A 15093-nucleotide genomic window follows, 5' to 3' on the forward strand; every position below is an offset into this window, starting at 1 on the left:
CAGCCCCTCCGTACGGATCGGACAGGCGCGGCCCAGGAGTGTGGAGGGCGATCCTGTCCGTATGGCGGTCCCCGGAGGCGAAGCCTACCCCCGGCTCCACCACGGCTCTCTCAAGGGGTGGTGGGGCGCACAGAAAACGGGCCGGTCCGTGGGGGGGAGACGGACCGGCCCGAGGGGGGGTTTCCACCATAACCCTTCGTAAGTGCTGCTGGGTGCATCGGCGTGCCACAACTACTCTCCGAATTCGAACGACGACGCGCCGATGGCCATGGAGAGGCACTTTCATGGCGGGCTCATGGCCGGATCACAGCGGATTTCCAGGGAAAACGTGCGGGAAGCGCAGTGATCCGGAGGGTTTGCCGCGTCTTGGGGCTTGTTCGGCGAGTTGTCCCCGCATCCCCCAGCCGGGTGACCCGGCCCGCGAGCGCCGATTTGACGGGATACGGCACCGCGCAGCCCCCTCCACTGCGCGGTGCCGCCGCGCAGCTTTGCTCACGCGAATTACCTTGGTCTGAACTTACGTGACCCATGGGACTGGAATCGACTCTCGGGGATAACGATGTGGAAACCGCCCGCATCCGCACACCGAACGTCCATCTAGGACAGAAACTGACCTCCTTGGGACCTACGGTCGTCCCATGACCCTGAGGATCAGCTGGAACGAGGCGAGCGCGCGCCGACTGGAACGGCAGTTCCTGGCCAACCCTGCCGAGCCGGGCACGGCGGTCGCCGATGTGGTCGACGCGATGCTCGCCGCGCATGCGCAGGTGCTGTCGGCGGCCGAGGTGTCGGTGGGGGTGCGGACGGCAAAGACGACGCGGGCAGCGGTGCGCGCCGCACTGTGGGACGAGCGGACGCTGGTGAAGACGCACGGCCCGCGCGGGACCGTACATCTGCTGCCCGCACGCGAACTGCCTCTGTGGTGCTCGGCCTTGCCCGCCGTACCGTCCACCGCCGGCCCGTTCGCACCGGCGGTACGGGTCACCGAGGAGCAGGCACGGCAGATCGTGGCGGCGATCGGGGATGCCCTGGAAGGGGTCTCCCTGACCGTCGACGAACTGAGCGAGGAGGTCGTCGCGCGCACCGGTTCCTGGGCCGGCGACCGGGTGATGCCCGCGTTCCAGGACCTGTGGCCGCGCTGGCGGCAGGTGCTGCACCGGGCCGGCCAGTCCGGCGCCCTGTGCTTCGGCCCGAACCGCGGCCGCAAGGTGACGTACACCCGCCCGCCGCACTTCACTCCGCTGCCGCCGGACGAGGCGCTGCGCGAGCTGGTACTCCGTTATCTGCGCGCATACGGCCCGGCGACCCCGCAGAACTTCGCCAAGTGGCTGGCGGCGCCCGGCGGTTGGGCCGCCAAGCTGTTCGGCACACTCGCCGGGGCGGGGGAGATCGAGGAGGTCGTCTTCGAGGGGGCGAGGGGCTGCTGGGTCGTGGCGGGCGACACGGAGGTCCCTCAGGGGCGGCTGCCCGGGGTCCGGCTGCTGCCGTACTTCGACGCGTACGGCATCGCCGCGCAGCCCCGGGAGCTGCTGTTCCCGGGGGCCGCCTACGGACGCGCGCTGGCGGGCGGCCAGGCGGGCAACTATCCGGTGCTGCTGGTGGACGGCGTGGTGGCGGGAGTGTGGCACCAGCGGCGCCGGGGACGCCGTACGACCGTCACGGTGGAGCCGCTCGGACGGCTGACGGCGCGGCAGGAGCGGGAGCTGGGCGAGCAGGTGGAGCGGGTCGGCGAGGTGCTGGAGGCGCAGGCGGAGTTGGTGATCGGGGAGGTGACGGCCGGAGCGCACGCTTAGGGCTCATCGGCGGTGCGGCTTGCGCGCCTCGAAGAGGTGGCGGGTGCTGTGCGCCACGAACGGGCCCTCGGCCTCGATCTGTTGGTGCAGGGCGCGCAGCCGGTCCTCGTACGCCTCGACCGTGAAGTCCGGGACCATCCAGATCACCTTGCGGAGGAAGTGGACGACGGCTGCGATGTCGTGGAACTCGATGCGGAGCCGTTCGGCACGCAGGTCGACGATCTCCAGGCCTGCGGCTTCGGCGCCGGCGCGTTCGTGGTCGGGGTGGCGGTCGGCGCTGATCTCCGGTCCCAGGGGGCCGAGGAACCGCTCGACGAGTTCGAAGACGCTGCGTGGGCCGACGTGTTGGGCGAAGTAGGTGCCGCCGGGCTCCAGGACGCGGGAGATCTCCGTCCAGTGCGGGGTCACCGGGTGCCGGCTGCTGACGAGGGCGAAGGCGCCGTCCGCGAAGGGGAGCGGGGCGTCCTCGGGCACGGAGACGACCACGGTGCCGTGGGGGCGGAGCAGGGCGGTGGCCTTGGCCGCGTTGGGCGGCCAGCCCTCGGTCGCGGCGGTGAGCACCGGTGGCTTCTCGGCCCGGCCCAGGGCGAAGTCCAGGACCTCGCCTCCGCCGGTCTGGATGTCCAGCGTGGCGGTGGCTTCGGCGAGGCGGCCTGCCAGCGCGGTGGCGTAGCCCCAGGAGGGCCGCTGCTCCGTGGCGCGGCCCTTGAACCAGGAGAAGTCCCAGCCTTCGGTGGGTACGGCTGCGCCTTCGGCGAGGAGGGCCTCGAAGTGGTGGGTTTCGCTACGGGGCATTCTGCGGCTCCGTCGTGGCTGGTCGCGCCCACGCGGCGGAGCCGCATATCGATGCAGCCCCGCGCCCCTTCAGGGGCGCTGCTGAACCGTCGTGGACTGTGCGAACCCTGGTCATGGGACCAGCGGTCTGACCTCTTGCGCCGCGAACCGTACGAAGCCCTCGGGGTCCGGCTCGTCGCCCGTCGGCTGCAGGATCACCCTGTCTGCGCCTGCGTCCGCCAGGCGTTGTACGGCCTTGGCCACGGCTCCGGCGTCTCCGGCGACCCCGAGGTCGGGGACCGACTCCAGGCCCTCGTCGGCGAGTTCGGCGCGGAGTCGGGCGGCGGCGTCCGGGCCGGTGGCGGTGAGGAGGTACACGACCACCTGGTGCGGGTCGGTGCGACCGGCGGACTCCCGGCCCTCGTCGATGAGCCGACGGGCCCGCCGTACGCCGTCGGCCGTGGTCGACGCGGTGAGGATCGTGCCGTCGGCCGCCTCCCCGGCCAGCCTCAGCGAACGCGGCCCGGTGGCGCCGGCCAGCACGGGCACGGGCCCGGCGGGCGGCCAGTCGAGCGCGACGTCGTCGAGCCGGACGTAGCGCCCCTCGGTCGTCACCCGCTCACCGCCAAGCAGGGCCCGCAGCGCGACCAGGTGCTCACGGAGCAGTGTGACGGGCGACTCGACCCGCGCCCCGACCTGCCCCATCCAGTCCTGCACCCCGTGCCCTACGGCGACGACGGCACGTTCCGGGAACATCCGGTGCAGCGCGGCGGTCTCCATGGCGGTGATGGCGACGTTGCGCAGTGGCACCGGCAGCAGTCCGACGCCCACCCGGAGCCGCTCGGTCCAGGCCAGGGCGGCAGCGGCCGTGGAGATCCCGCCCTCCCGGAAGCAGTCCTCCCAGAGCCAGAGCTCCTCGAGGCCGCTCTCGTCCGCGAGGCGGGCGACGTCCCTGAGACGCTCGGGAGGCAGTTGGGGTCGGAACACAGCGCCGAGTCCAGTCATGGCCTCTTCCTATCCGGGCGGGAACGAACGGAACAACTCCTTTATGCACCGCTGCCTCCGGTGTGCGGAGTTCGCCCGTCAAGCCGCCGCGACTGCGCCCAGCAGCAGCCCCGTGAATGCCCCGCCGATCATGAACGGGCCGAGCGGAACGGCCGACTTGCGGCCCGCGCGGCGGGCGAGAACCATCCCGAAGCCGTACACCGAGCCGTAGAGAAGGCCCGCGAAAGCGCCCGTCAGCAGGATCTGCCAGCCGTACCAGCCGAGGGCCGTGCCCAGGGCGAGGGCGAGTTTCACGTCGCCGAAGCCCATGCCGGACGGGTGGATGAGGAAGAGGACGAGGTAGGCGGCGCCCAGGGTCAGGCCGCCGAGGAGGGCCGTGGGCCACGATCCCGTGGCGGAGGGGAGGGCGGCGGCGACACCCAGGAGGGCGGCGGTCGTGGCGGCCAGCGGCAGCGTCAGGACGTCGGGGAGGCGGTGGACCCGGTGGTCGACGAGGGTCAGCAGGACGGCGACGGGGGTGAGGAGCACCCAGACCGCCGTCTCGGGGTGGGGCCCGGCTGCGGCGGCAAGGGCCGTACAGGCGAGGGCGGTTGCGATGGAGACGGCCACCGTGCTCGGCCCGTACGGACCGCACACCCCTGCCCCCTCTGCCCCTTCGGTCTGTCGGCAGTCCGCCCTGCCCAGCCAGCCGGAGAAGGCGCCCGTGATCCGGTGGCCCGCGGGGCAGCGGTCGCGCCACGGCTGATCCGGGTCGACCGAGAAGCGGTGGGCGGCTCGGGACAGGAGCAGGCCCGCTCCCGCGCCCCACAGAGCCGCCACGAGGATGAGGAGTGTGCGCACGGCGGGACCCTATGCCCGGCGCGGGCCGGACGGCACGGGCCCCTGGGCCTACGGGGCCCACTGCCGTGCGGAGCGGATACCTTCGGTTCCAGGCAGCGGACGGCGGCGGTGGGAGGGGGCCTCGGGGTGGGACGGCAGTGGGCGGACGGGCCGGGGAAGTTGATCGTGCGTACGGTGGGTGGCGGGGCGGGCGCCGTCGCCGTCCCCCTGGAGATCGCCACCTCCTACCGCGCCCGTACGAAAGGGCTGTTGGGGCGGGACTCGGTCGACGGGGCGATGCTGCTCTCCCCAGCCAACAGCGTGCACACGTTCCGGATGCGGATGCCCATCGACGTCGCCTATCTCGACCGCGAGCTGACCGTCATCGCCGTGCTCACCATGAAGCCCTGGCGGCTGGGGCTGCCCCGGCTCCGCTCGCGGCATGTGCTGGAGTCGGAGGCCGGGGCGATGGCGGGGTGGGGGGTCGGGGTGGGAGCCCGGGTGGAGGTGCGGGTCGACGGCTGAGCGGCCTGCGGTTCCCGGGCTGTTCTGCCAGGGCCTGTCGACTCCGGGCTGATCCGAACGACAGTCCTAGAGACGGGTCGCGGTGCGGACGAGGCCCGCGACGGCCCGGGAGCGGCTGTGTGGTGGCCAGGCGATGACCGTCGTGACCTTCGGCGCGTCCAGAACCGGCACGGCGACGACGTCGTCGCGCAGCTGGGCCCGGCTCGACTCCGGCGCGATCCAGCAAGCGCGGCCGAGCGCGATCAGCTGGTACAGCTGCGCATGGTCCCGGGCCTGCGGGCCCGGGCCGTCGGGGTACTTGCCGTCCCGGCCGGGCCAGCGTGGCATCGGCAGATCGGGCAACCCGCTGACGTCGGCCATCTGCACATGGGCCCGGCTGGTGAGGGGGTGTCCGGCCGGCAGGATCGCGACCTGTCGTTCCGTGCAGAGCTCTTCGGTGTCGAGCCCTGCCGTCGCGTCGAACGGCAGATGCAGCAGAGCCACGTCCGCCCGGCCGTCGCGCAGCAGTCGTTCCTGCTCGCCGATTCCGCACAGGAGCACCTCGACGGGGGCCGCATCGGGCTCGGCGGCGTAGGTGTCGAGCAGTTTCGCCAGCAGTTCGCTGGACGCGCCGGCCTTCGAGGCGAGGACCACTCCGGCCTGGCCGCCCGCGGCGAGGGCTGCGCGCCGGGTGCGACGCTCGGCGGCCTCGACCGCGTCCAGTGCAGCGCGGGCCTCCCGCAGGAGCACCGAGCCGGCCTCGGTCAGGGCGACCGTGCGGCTGGTGCGTTCCAGCAGGACCGCCCCGAGGCGCCGTTCGAGTTGGCGGATCGTCCGCGACAGCGGGGGCTGTGCGATCCCGAGCCGCTGTGCGGCCCTCCCGAAGTGCAGCTCCTCGGCGACGGCGACGAAGTACCGCAGCTCACGCGTCTCCACACCGCCAGCGTACCGGCCCGAACCGGGATCGATACCCGTGCGGTATCGCTGCCCACCCGATCGGTGTTGGCCTGCTTCCGCCCTGCCCGGACAGGATTGACCGCATGAGCGAACAGACGATCGCGCTGGTGACCGGCGCGAACAAGGGAATCGGCTACGAGATCGCGGCCGGGCTGGGTGCCCTCGGCTGGAGGGTCGGTGTCGCCGCCCGGAACGAGGAGCGGTGCGAGGCCGCCGTGGCGAAGCTGCACGCGGCCGGCGTGGACGCGTTCGGCGTACCGCTCGACGTGACCGACGACGCGAGCGTGGCCGCGGCCGCCGAGCTGTTGGAGGACCGCACGGGGCGCCTGGACGTGCTCGTCAACAACGCCGGGATCACCGGCGGCATGCCGCAGACGCCCACCGCGGTCGACCTCGACACGGTGCGGGCGGCCGTGGAGACGAACGTGATCGGCGTCATCCGCGTCACCAACGCGATGCTGCCTCTGCTGCGCCGGTCGGCGTCGCCGCGGATCGTGAACATGTCCAGCAGTGTCGGTTCCCTCACCCGGCAGACCACTCCCGGCACCGAAACGGGCCCGATCGCCGTTGCCTACGCGCCTTCGAAGACGTTCCTCAACGCCGTCACCGTCCAGTACGCCAGGGAGCTGCACGACACGAACATCCTGATCAACGCCGCCTGCCCCGGCTACTGCGCGACCGACCTCAACGGCTTCCGCGGCGTCCGCACCCCGGAACAGGGCGCGGCGATCGCCATCCACCTGGCGACGCTGCCGGACGACGGGCCTACGGGCGGGTTCTTCGAGGATGCGGGGGTGGTGCCGTGGTGACGTGACCCGAACGTCCGGCTGCACCGGCTCGACGCCGCGCGCTGGCGACGAGAACCGCACGGAGTATGCCTATTCCGTTTCCTTGGCACTCACTCACAGTTCGGGGAACAGCCTGACGACAGGTGGAGCCGACGCCACGTCAATCGCTCCCCAGTCTCCCTCCACATGAAATACCGAACCATTCCAGAAGAGCGCATCGATACCCCCGAAGTCCTTGGCCCCCGAGGCGTCCACGGCCGGAGGTGTTCCCTGGTCGGCCCACATCAGGTTGCGTACCTTCGGGAATTCGATCGTCGCCCGCGCGTAACAGTGCTGCTCACCGGGGGCAGGCGGGTGGTATGCGGGGTGCTGGGGAGTGAGAACGAGTTCCACCTCAAGAACCAGAGATCCTGGAGTAGCTTTCACCTCCAAAACAAAACTGTCCTCCAGGTAGAAGTTCGCAAATCCATCCAACTGTGCATAGTCGACCTTTTTAGCGGTCATGGCAGATCCCATGTGATCGGCGTGTGGTTACCCGGACTCTTCCTTGTGACGAGATTCCCGTTCGGGTCAATTCTCTCCCCTTGGGCATTCCTGATTTCCACATGCGGCATGCCGCTGCCCGGCGCACGGCTGCTCCCCTGCTTCAACGTCACACGGACTATCCCGTTCTCATCGACGAACTTCGGCGGGCCGTTCTCCGTCTGTGTTTCGGTCCACCCCTGCTCGCGCGCCCATTTTGCGATACCGGATGCCGTCCGCTGTCCTCCGAGCGCGTCGCCGGAAGCAGTCGGAGCCTGCTTCGCAGGAGAGGTGCCCGGAGATTGCCCGGTCCCGCCGCCTGCGCTACCCGGCCCTCCGCCGACCGCCCCAGCAGCCATCAAGGCGAGGCCCGCCGCGCCGAGCCGCGCGGCAAGCACGGCTCCCACGGCGCCTTCGCCCCACGCGGAGACACCGGCAAGCGCCAGCCCGGCTCCCGGCGGAAAGAGCGCGAGCAGGGAGAGAAGAAGCAGGGCGAAGCCCAGGTAGACGAGGAAGTGGTTCAGGGCGTCGAGCAGGTGGGCCGCAGGGATGACGCGCCCGTCAGGACCGGCCGGCCCCGCGCTGCGCCAGAGCAAGAGCGCTCCGATCGTCGCAGAGGCCAGCGCCGAAGCGAATCGCAAGCGGTGGGTGGCGAGTTGCTCGCCCAGCGGATGGGCGGTGGCCTGCCGCCAAGTGCGCAGCAGGATCGCCAGCTGCCAGGCGATCCACACCAGGGCGGCCATCGCGAAAGCCAGCAGCACCTTCGGTCCGCTACCAGTGGTGAAGTAGTGCTGGAGTCGGGCCGTCGACTTGAACGAGCCGACGCAGAGGAAGAGGACAGACGGGAGCAGCAGGAGGCACGGGACCAGCAGCACAAGCCGCCTGCGGCCGCCCCCAGCGGCTCTGGCCGCTCTCACATGGGCGCGTATGTCGGCCGTACGCCAGGCCCGTTCGTGGTCAGTGGCATCGATCCGCGTGGCGACATCGGCCACTGCCACGCGTACCGGCTCGAGGGCAGAGGGCGGGGTGACTGCCGCCTCGTAGCAGAGGGCTCGTCGCAAGCGTACGAAGCGCAGCGCGATCAGGAGGGTCCACGGAAGGCGCCGGCTTGCGTAGCGGATCAGCACGGCAGCGGTGTCCCCGTCCGCCCGCTCCGCCGACAGCAGCAGGCCAGGTATTCGCCGCTTCCCCCGACGCAGGCAGACCCAGTCGACGGCCATCGCCAGGAGCAGTGCCACCAGAGGGGCGAGCCACAGCTTGCCGTCCAGGTGCTCCAGCCACTGCTTGGCCTGCCTGTCGGTCGGGTGCTGGACGACATAGTTGTTCAGGGTGTGATGCGCCACGGACGCGACGAGCGGAACCACCGCCAGCGGCTTCGCCCAGCCCTTCGCCCGCCACACGAGGCCAACTCCCAGTCCCGCCAGGGCTGTCCACACCAGGTGGTTGAAGGTGGGGACGGAGATGTCACCGGTCTGCCCGAGGTCCAGTGACGCAGCCGGGGCGGGCAGCCAGGAGGTGAGCACCTGGCTCGGGCCGGGGATGTACGGCGGGGAGAGGCTGTCCGGGACGATCCAGCCGCCGTGACGTGCAAACGCCCGATCCGCGTCCAGGGAGTAACGCAGCAGCGCTTCCAGCAGACCGAATCCAGCGCCCAGCCCGGCTCCCAGCACGGTGAAGTCTGCCAGGCCCCACTGCCGCCGTACGTTGGCATGCAGCCCTACGACCAACAAAGGCAAGACCTTTACCAGTTCCTCCACCCAGGGAGCCGTGGTGTAGGACGTGGCGTTCACGACGTCGATCAGAGACTGGCCGGTCCGGTCGGCGATCACCCTGGTGTACGTCAGTTCCAGCAGGGCCACGGCCGTTCCGCAGACGTAGACGCCCACGATCAGCGCCAGCAGCACCGTGCCGAGGCGCACCGAGCGCGTCGGATACGACAGCACGAACAGCTGGAGAACCCCGTACACGGCCGCGGCCATCATGAGTACGGTCACGCAAGCCCCGCTCCCCCAAAGCAAGTACGTTGCTAACGCGAACATCATGTCAGTTCGGCCAGTCGATGACTACAACGATTAACTTGCCTTTGCTTCTGGGTGGATTGATGGTGCCGGTGGCGATCCGATGGGTGCGCAACATTCGCCCCATGAACATGCCCGCCAGGGAGAACGGACGGTAGGGCCTGGAGATCAGAGCAGGCACAGTCGATCACTTGCTGTAGCACCTCCTCCCCCGGCGTCAGAGGCCCCAGCTCAGGTGCTCAGATCGAGGGACTCAACTCGAGGCGCAGGCGCACATAGTTCGCGTCACCCGGACCGGGCCTATGGTGCCCGTCAGGCTTCCATCCGTGCCGGGCGTAGAAGGCCTGAGCCCGGCTGTTGCGCTCCCATGCTTCCAGCACGCCGGTCGTGAGGGACCCATCGCGAAGCCGCTGCACGAATGCCGCGTGCAGCCGAGTGCCGATCCCTTGTCCCCAACTCCCGGGGCGAACATGGATCTGGTAGAGCTGACCGGCAGCTGCGGCGTCCACCTCAGGATCCAGGGGCGGGCCCATCGCCAGGATGCCTACGGTCTCGCCTCCGCGCACTGCGCACAGCACCGTCCTGGTGTCGTCCCCGATGGCGCGCATCCACATCTCCCGTCGGCTGGAGCGCGCCTCAGGAGAAGTGAGATCCGGCTCCGAGAATCCGCCCGCCTGGTAGTACGCGGTGCGCGCCCGCGTGTGCAGGTCGGTGATCCGATCCAGGTCGTCGAGGCCGGCAGTCCGCAGCAGAGTCTGGGAAGTCGTCACGATCAGACGACGTGTCTGGCTCGATGCGCGGTTCCGACATGAGCGACCGGCCAGGTTCAGCGAGACACTTCCCCGCCTGCCAGAGCAGCCCGGTGAGCGACGGTGACCTCCCGCATCCTGCGCCGCATCTCCACGGACTCCTCGTCCGTCACGTAATGCCCGAAACGCTCGGCAAGCAGGGCGCGCGGGTACGGCTGCCCCGCTCCCTGATCTGCTCTGGAGTCAGCGTTTGAGCAGACATCTCCTGCATCGCAGTGTCACCGACTGACCCGCCCCGGGTGAACCCGACGTCATCACCCATCTGCAGCACGCGTGGGAAACGTGCTGGTGTCGATCTTCACCCGCTCCCCGGTGGCCAGAGTGAAACTGACCGGCTGCCCGTACGGGATCTCGACGACCCGCCCGTACCCCGAGGCGTGCGGCTCCGACATCAGCGTGACCGTCTGCTTGAACGGGTCGGCGATCATGTAGAAGTCGATCCCGTAACGCCCGTACTTCCGGACGTTCCGCACGTAGTCCTTCTCGTCCTCCGGCTCGGACGGGACCTCGACCACCGCCAGCACGTCGATGCAGGAGTAGCTGTTCTTCCGCCGCTCGGCGTCGAATCCGACGATCGTCAGGTCGGGCGCGGCATCGTTCTCGCCGGGAAACGTGATGAGTACGTCGCCGAAGACCCGCTCACGAGCGATGCCCGCGGCAGAGACCGCACTCTCGACATCCCTGACGGTCCAGTGCTGCTCCGGACTCTGCGGGGTCATGATCACCCTTCCGTCGAAGACCTCGACCTTGAAGCCCTCAGGGATACCGCCCCGCTCGATCAGGTCGCTCATGATGGACACGGCAGTTCACCTCCTACGAGCATTATGGCTGGCCGGAGGGCAGGAAGTGCGGGGCGCACGCCTGGCAGGCGTACACGGTGAACCCGGGCCCCGAGTTCTGGTGCACCACGCACACGACGACCGGGGTTTCGGTGGTCACCTGGCAGCGCACGCACATCCGTACCGGCGGGCGCGTCCCCAACTCCCGTGCGGTTGGGGGCCCCGACTCCGGCTCTGCGTGTTCGTGTGCGTCCAGGGGGACCGTGTCTACGGCTGCGTCATCGTCGTACGGCCTGCGGGGCCGCTCGCTTCGGCTCCTCATTACGCCGCCCTCTCCGCGCCCACCACGTGCCGGTCGAGGTCGATACCGAAGTCCGCCGCCAGGACCAGGGTAATCCGGCGCCGCCGGGCACACTCCCGCTCATACTCTCGTTCCGCCGCCAGCACGTATGGACGGATCGGGGCGGTCGCTCGGCCGTCGAGAGGTACGGGCAGGCCGTACGGGGAACGGTGGGCGGGAAGCGGTACGGCTGGAGGGAGAGGCGCCTTCGGGGCACGGGCGGGGGCCGGTGCGGCGGGACTTGCACTCGCTCGGCGGATACCGGTGCCGGGCGCGAGGACACCCAGGATCCAGCGGGCCATCGCGTGGATAATGCTCACCGTCGTCAACCTCCATGGGGTTGGTGGCCATGCCCCCGGACGGCTCGTATCCGTCGCGGGGATCTTCTCTCAGTGACGACTGTAGCGAACTTAGTACGTCCTGGTACGCCTTATTACGTGCTGACCAGACCTATGCTGACCCTGATCGGCCTTTTACGCTTCCAGGCATGATCGAGATCGACCGGGAGAGCATCACGCCGATGTACGTGCAGCTGGCATCAGCTCTGCGCGAGCGGATCCGACGCGGCGAGATCCCGGTCGGCCGCCGCATTCCCTCCCAGAACGAGCTGGAGCAGGAGACGGGGGGCTTGGTGAGCCGCCGCACCATCAAGTCCGCCATCGAACTCCTGCAAGCCGAGGGAACCGTTCAGGGAGTCCAGGGCAAAGGCGTGTTCGTCATCGCCATGCCCGCCGACCCGTCCGAAGACAACGAAGCCGACGGCTGACGAGCGTCAGTTGCCGCTCTCACTCCGCGGGAACGTGACCTCCACCCGCCGGTTCTTCCTCCGGCCCGCCTCCGTCGAGTTGTCCGCGATCGGGTACTGCTCCCCGTAGCCGCGTACCTCGAAGGTGATGTTCGGGTCGTGCAGTTCCTGGTCCAGGACGTCCTGTACGGCGTTGGCGCGTTGCCGGGAGAGGACGTCGCCGTGGGCCGCCGAGCCCAGGTTGTCCGTGAAGCCGAAGACGCGGACCCTTGTCGCGTTCTGCTTCTTGATCTCGTCCGCGATCGCCGCGATACGGGACTTCGACTCGTCGCTCAGCTTCGCGCTGTCCTTGCTGAACAGGACCTCGGCCTGGAGGGCGAACGTGACGTCGGAGTTGGTGTCTTCGCGGCGCTCTTCGCCACCCTGGTCCTCTACGACGGACTTGATGTCCAGGACTTTGGGGGCCGCGAGGGTGGCGCCCTCGGGGAGTTTGAGGTCGGGGTCGTTGGGGTCCACCTTGACCGGGGCCGAGGCCGATGGTTCGGTGCCGGGCGGGACGCTCGGGGAGTCGTCGGCGTGGGCGGTCACGGCGCCGAAGAGGTTGGTGGCGACCATGAGGGAGGCGGCGGTGAGGGTGAGGGCGAGGCGGGGCGCGCCCGCTCGCGATGGCGTGTGGGTGACGGTCATGGCCGGCCTCACCCAGAGATCGCGATGTCGGCGGGAGCGAACATGGGCAGCTGGAAGGAAACTTGGGTCGTGTCCGTGGGCGGGGAGGGGAACTGCATGAACACGGGCACGGTTTCGCCCGACTTGACGGAGGTGATGCCTGTCGTCGTCAGCGGACGACCATCCGTGTCGCGCAGGACGTAGTAGCGCTTCTTCCCCTTGGAATCCACCAACGTGGCTCCACCGAGCGATCGGCCATTCCTGATGATCTCGGTCTCGTTGCCGCTCAGTTGCGCGGGAAGGGTGAGGGTCTTCCCGCTGTCGTTCTTCAGGACTCCGTTGACTGTGACGAATCCGCCCGAGTCCCGCTTGGCCGAGGCGATCTGAAGCAGCAGGCCGTCCGGGCCCTTCAATTCGGCCAGGGGTTCGTCCGACTGCCCTTCCTGAGCACTCGCGTTTGATCCACTGCCCTTGGAGGCGGACGCCGACGTGTCCGGCTTCTTGTCGTCGCCGCCACCACCGTTGCCGCAACCGGCCACCCCGATGGCCAGACCCGCCGCAAGGGCCAACGCGACCATCCCCCTACGGGCCTTCGCAGTGAACCGAATGCTCATGACTCCGCTTCCTTCATCACTCGTCGTTCGCTTGTCAGTCGGCCAGATGGACATCGAAGAGGTCCTCGGGTCCCGGGAGACGGGTGGGGTCGTTCGGGTCCCAGGTCCGGCCGCCCTTGCAGGTGAGCTGCGGCAGCGTGGCGTCCCCAGCGCCCTCAGGCAGGGGTGGGAAGGTGCAGAGCGGATCGATCACGGCAGTGGCAGAGGCCCTTGAGTACTGGTTCTCCGTGCCAGGAACGATGGACTCGCCGACGGACTTGTTCGTCTTGACCGTCACCGTGTAGGTCAGCGGTTCCGGACGCACGCAGTCTTCACCGTCCAGCGCTGCATCGTTCTGCTCGGCGAGTTGCCTTGCGCGCAGACAGGCCACGTCATCTGGCAGCTTGCCGTCAAAGATGTCCTGCCACTTGGTCGGGTCGAGCACGTCGTCCAGCCACTGGCCCGCGAGCTGGTTGCGGGTCTCCTGGGCGGCCGCCAGCGCGGCAGCGTCTGCTGCCGTCTGGGCCCCGTTCCGATTTGCCGCAGCCTGGCCGACCGCAAGATACGCGAACGCGAGAAAGAGCAGACCCGCCACCACCGTGATGTAGATGGGGAAGGCCTGCCCTGCGTCGTCGTACCTGTGGGGCCGCATCAACCGCCGGTAACCTCGGTGATCTTGTCGGTGATCGCGTTGAAGATCGTCTGGCCGATGTCCGTACCCGTGATAGCCAACACGATCGCCACCACCACCGCGATGATCCCCAGATACTCCACCGCCGTCTGCCCCTTGTCGTTGCGCGCGGCGCGGGTCTGCAGGTACGCGACGGTGGTGTTGATCCAGTTGCTCATGGTGTTCCCCTCCGGGTCGGATCTCCGTGCCGCACTCGGCACGAGAACCGTACGGTGCAACACCCCTTCCGCTGAAGGGTCCCAGGGCCCAATCAAGGGCCCAGAGCATCGCCCGGCCGCGACCTCGCGGTTTCCCCTTCCCCCCTGCCGTCACCTCTGCTCACCCCACCCCTCGGCCCGAACCGGGCGCGGTGCCGAGCCATTTGGCGGCTGCTTCGGCGCGGCTGGTGCTGTGGAGTTTCGCGAAGATGCGGTTGATGTGGTTCTTGACCGTCTTCTCGCTGATGAAGCAGGTGGCGGCGATCTGCTGGTTGTTCATGCCGGACGCGATGAGGTCCATGATCTCCGCCTCCCTCGTGCTCAGTTGGAACCTTGTCCTGTCGGGAGCAGCCATGGGACGGCCACTCGACCACCCAGACGACGACTGTCCCATATGCGGTTGCACTTGCGAAAGGTTTTTTGAAGAAATAGTGGAGGTCGAGGTGGGGGGTTCCCCTAAGTCCACTGGTGGGACGGGATGTTGAGTAGATGAATGCGGATGCACTGGGCTCTCATCTTCGTATGCAGTTGCACTACCCAGACCCTCTGGGAGCGGAAGGCCTCCTTGACCCTGGCGCAGCTGCTCCAGCAGCGCCCCCGCCGCCGTAGACGTGAAGTGGGCCCTGCCCTCCTTGATGTCCCATACCGCTGTGACCAGTTGGTCCGCGGTGAACTCGCCGTGGACCAGATAGCCGCCGGCGCCCCGGCGCAGGGCCTCCTGGACGATTTCCGATTCCCTGCTGTACGTCAGCATCACGACCGGAGCGATCTGCACCAGGTACGGGAGCGCTGAGATGCCGTCCACGCCGGGCATGCGGACGTCCAGGAGGATCACGTCGGGCTGGTGCCGGCGGGCCGCTTCGTAGGCCTGGCGGCCGTCTGCCGCTTCCGCCACCACGGTGATGTCGGCGCGGCCGGAGAGGAGCGCCGTGAGGCCTGCGCGGACGACCGGGTTGTCGTCCGCCACCACGACCTTGAGCGGCGCGGGCGCCGGGGCTGCCTCGAACGGGCTGTGGAGCGGCTGCTGTTCAGGGACTGGGTGGGGAGTCGTGGGGTCCGGCATCGGGCGGGCCTCCTCTCGGGAGGGGGGAAA

Annotated in this window: 17 protein-coding genes; 4 read left to right on the forward strand and 13 right to left on the reverse strand. The window is 69.1% G+C overall.

Going from position 1 to position 15093, the window contains the following annotated elements; all coding sequences use genetic code 11:
* Positions 1-638 precede the first annotated feature (638 nt).
* Positions 639-1793: a winged helix DNA-binding domain-containing protein gene (locus ACFY1E_RS16825; protein ID WP_389076353.1), complete on the forward strand. Its 1155-nt coding sequence runs from the start codon at positions 639-641 to the stop codon at positions 1791-1793.
* A gap of 3 nt (positions 1794-1796) precedes the next feature.
* Here the strand turns inward: ACFY1E_RS16825 and ACFY1E_RS16830 are convergent, their stop codons facing one another.
* The 3 genes from ACFY1E_RS16830 to ACFY1E_RS16840 form a co-directional block, all read right to left on the reverse strand.
* Positions 1797-2588 (reverse strand): SAM-dependent methyltransferase, encoded by a 792-nt coding sequence (locus ACFY1E_RS16830; RefSeq protein WP_389076356.1) that lies wholly within the window; start codon positions 2586-2588, stop codon positions 1797-1799.
* A 111-nt stretch (positions 2589-2699) separates the two neighbouring features.
* Positions 2700-3572, reverse strand: a complete 873-nt coding sequence (locus ACFY1E_RS16835) for an LLM class flavin-dependent oxidoreductase (protein ID WP_389076358.1) — start codon at positions 3570-3572, stop codon at positions 2700-2702.
* A 78-nt stretch (positions 3573-3650) separates the two neighbouring features.
* Positions 3651-4412: a prepilin peptidase gene (locus tag ACFY1E_RS16840; protein WP_389076361.1), complete on the reverse strand. Its 762-nt coding sequence runs from the start codon at positions 4410-4412 to the stop codon at positions 3651-3653.
* A gap of 126 nt (positions 4413-4538) precedes the next feature.
* On the opposite strand from ACFY1E_RS16840, the gene ACFY1E_RS16845 reads away from it, so the two are divergent.
* On the forward strand, positions 4539-4916 hold the full coding sequence (locus ACFY1E_RS16845; protein WP_389076363.1) for a DUF192 domain-containing protein: 378 nt from the start codon (positions 4539-4541) through the stop codon (positions 4914-4916).
* A gap of 66 nt (positions 4917-4982) precedes the next feature.
* On the opposite strand, the gene ACFY1E_RS16850 is transcribed toward ACFY1E_RS16845, so the two are convergent.
* A complete protein-coding gene (locus ACFY1E_RS16850) occupies positions 4983-5831 on the reverse strand; it encodes a LysR family transcriptional regulator (RefSeq protein ID WP_389076364.1) in 849 nt (282 codons plus the stop codon).
* Between the two features lie 104 nt (positions 5832-5935).
* On the opposite strand from ACFY1E_RS16850, the gene ACFY1E_RS16855 reads away from it, so the two are divergent.
* Positions 5936-6661 (forward strand): SDR family oxidoreductase, encoded by a 726-nt coding sequence (locus ACFY1E_RS16855; protein ID WP_389076366.1) that lies wholly within the window; start codon positions 5936-5938, stop codon positions 6659-6661.
* Between the two features lie 93 nt (positions 6662-6754).
* Here the strand turns inward: ACFY1E_RS16855 and ACFY1E_RS16860 are convergent, their stop codons facing one another.
* The 4 genes from ACFY1E_RS16860 to ACFY1E_RS16875 all read right to left on the reverse strand — a co-directional run bounded on the left by ACFY1E_RS16860 (position 6755) and on the right by ACFY1E_RS16875 (position 10780).
* Complete coding sequence (locus tag ACFY1E_RS16860) at positions 6755-7144, reverse strand: hypothetical protein (protein WP_389076368.1); 390 nt, start codon at positions 7142-7144, stop codon at positions 6755-6757.
* Positions 7141-9156 (reverse strand): PrsW family intramembrane metalloprotease, encoded by a 2016-nt coding sequence (locus tag ACFY1E_RS16865; protein WP_389076371.1) that lies wholly within the window; start codon positions 9154-9156, stop codon positions 7141-7143. The genes ACFY1E_RS16860 and ACFY1E_RS16865 overlap by 4 nt, the downstream gene beginning before the upstream one ends.
* Positions 9157-9419: 263 nt before the next feature.
* Positions 9420-9950, reverse strand: a complete 531-nt coding sequence (locus ACFY1E_RS16870) for a GNAT family N-acetyltransferase (RefSeq protein ID WP_389076373.1) — start codon at positions 9948-9950, stop codon at positions 9420-9422.
* A 293-nt stretch (positions 9951-10243) separates the two neighbouring features.
* Entirely contained in the window at positions 10244-10780 is a 537-nt protein-coding gene (locus tag ACFY1E_RS16875) for a Uma2 family endonuclease (protein ID WP_389076943.1), read from the reverse strand.
* Positions 10781-11595: 815 nt separating this feature from the next.
* On the opposite strand from ACFY1E_RS16875, the gene ACFY1E_RS16880 reads away from it, so the two are divergent.
* Positions 11596-11874, forward strand: a complete 279-nt coding sequence (locus tag ACFY1E_RS16880) for a GntR family transcriptional regulator (protein ID WP_389076375.1) — start codon at positions 11596-11598, stop codon at positions 11872-11874.
* 6 nt (positions 11875-11880) lie between these two features.
* Here ACFY1E_RS16880 and ACFY1E_RS16885 read toward each other — a convergent pair whose 3' ends face one another.
* From ACFY1E_RS16885 to ACFY1E_RS16905, 5 genes are all read right to left on the reverse strand, one after another.
* The gene (locus ACFY1E_RS16885) at positions 11881-12540 is read right to left on the reverse strand and encodes an OmpA family protein (RefSeq protein ID WP_389076377.1); all 660 of its coding nucleotides are present in this window, start codon (positions 12538-12540) and stop codon (positions 11881-11883) included.
* 8 nt (positions 12541-12548) lie between these two features.
* Positions 12549-13133 carry a hypothetical protein gene (locus ACFY1E_RS16890; protein ID WP_389076946.1) on the reverse strand — a complete coding sequence of 195 codons (585 nt, stop codon included), beginning with the start codon at positions 13131-13133 and terminating at the stop codon, positions 12549-12551.
* 34 nt (positions 13134-13167) lie between these two features.
* The gene (locus ACFY1E_RS16895; protein WP_389076379.1) at positions 13168-13764 is read right to left on the reverse strand and encodes a pilus assembly protein TadG-related protein; all 597 of its coding nucleotides are present in this window, start codon (positions 13762-13764) and stop codon (positions 13168-13170) included.
* Positions 13764-13961, reverse strand: coding sequence for a Flp family type IVb pilin (locus ACFY1E_RS16900; protein ID WP_389076382.1), 198 nt, complete (start codon positions 13959-13961; stop codon positions 13764-13766). Before ACFY1E_RS16900 ends, ACFY1E_RS16895 begins: the two co-directional genes overlap by 1 nt.
* A 160-nt stretch (positions 13962-14121) precedes the next feature.
* The gene (locus ACFY1E_RS16905) at positions 14122-15063 is read right to left on the reverse strand and encodes a response regulator (RefSeq protein ID WP_389076385.1); all 942 of its coding nucleotides are present in this window, start codon (positions 15061-15063) and stop codon (positions 14122-14124) included.
* Between the last annotated feature and the right edge of the window lie 30 nt (positions 15064-15093).

The organism is Streptomyces sp. NPDC001604, from assembly GCF_042893475.1.
Lineage (GTDB): Bacteria > Actinomycetota > Actinomycetes > Streptomycetales > Streptomycetaceae > Streptomyces.

Excerpts from the sequence above, each read along its gene's own strand:
- ACFY1E_RS16890 (WP_389076946.1), bottom strand. The coding sequence starts at position 13,133 with ATGAGCATTCGGTTCACTGCGAAGGCCCGTAGGGGGATGGTCGCGTTG.
- ACFY1E_RS16875 (WP_389076943.1), bottom strand. The coding sequence starts at position 10,780 with ATGAGCGACCTGATCGAGCGGGGCGGTATCCCTGAGGGCTTCAAGGTC.
- ACFY1E_RS16825 (WP_389076353.1), top strand. The coding sequence starts at position 639 with ATGACCCTGAGGATCAGCTGGAACGAGGCGAGCGCGCGCCGACTGGAA.
- ACFY1E_RS16880 (WP_389076375.1), top strand. The coding sequence starts at position 11,596 with ATGATCGAGATCGACCGGGAGAGCATCACGCCGATGTACGTGCAGCTG.
- ACFY1E_RS16835 (WP_389076358.1), bottom strand. The coding sequence starts at position 3,572 with ATGACTGGACTCGGCGCTGTGTTCCGACCCCAACTGCCTCCCGAGCGT.
- ACFY1E_RS16900 (WP_389076382.1), bottom strand. The coding sequence starts at position 13,961 with ATGAGCAACTGGATCAACACCACCGTCGCGTACCTGCAGACCCGCGCC.
- ACFY1E_RS16885 (WP_389076377.1), bottom strand. The coding sequence starts at position 12,540 with ATGACCGTCACCCACACGCCATCGCGAGCGGGCGCGCCCCGCCTCGCC.
- ACFY1E_RS16905 (WP_389076385.1), bottom strand. The coding sequence starts at position 15,063 with ATGCCGGACCCCACGACTCCCCACCCAGTCCCTGAACAGCAGCCGCTC.
- ACFY1E_RS16860 (WP_389076368.1), bottom strand. The coding sequence starts at position 7,144 with ATGACCGCTAAAAAGGTCGACTATGCACAGTTGGATGGATTTGCGAAC.
- ACFY1E_RS16855 (WP_389076366.1), top strand. The coding sequence starts at position 5,936 with ATGAGCGAACAGACGATCGCGCTGGTGACCGGCGCGAACAAGGGAATC.
- ACFY1E_RS16895 (WP_389076379.1), bottom strand. The coding sequence starts at position 13,764 with ATGCGGCCCCACAGGTACGACGACGCAGGGCAGGCCTTCCCCATCTAC.
- ACFY1E_RS16830 (WP_389076356.1), bottom strand. The coding sequence starts at position 2,588 with ATGCCCCGTAGCGAAACCCACCACTTCGAGGCCCTCCTCGCCGAAGGC.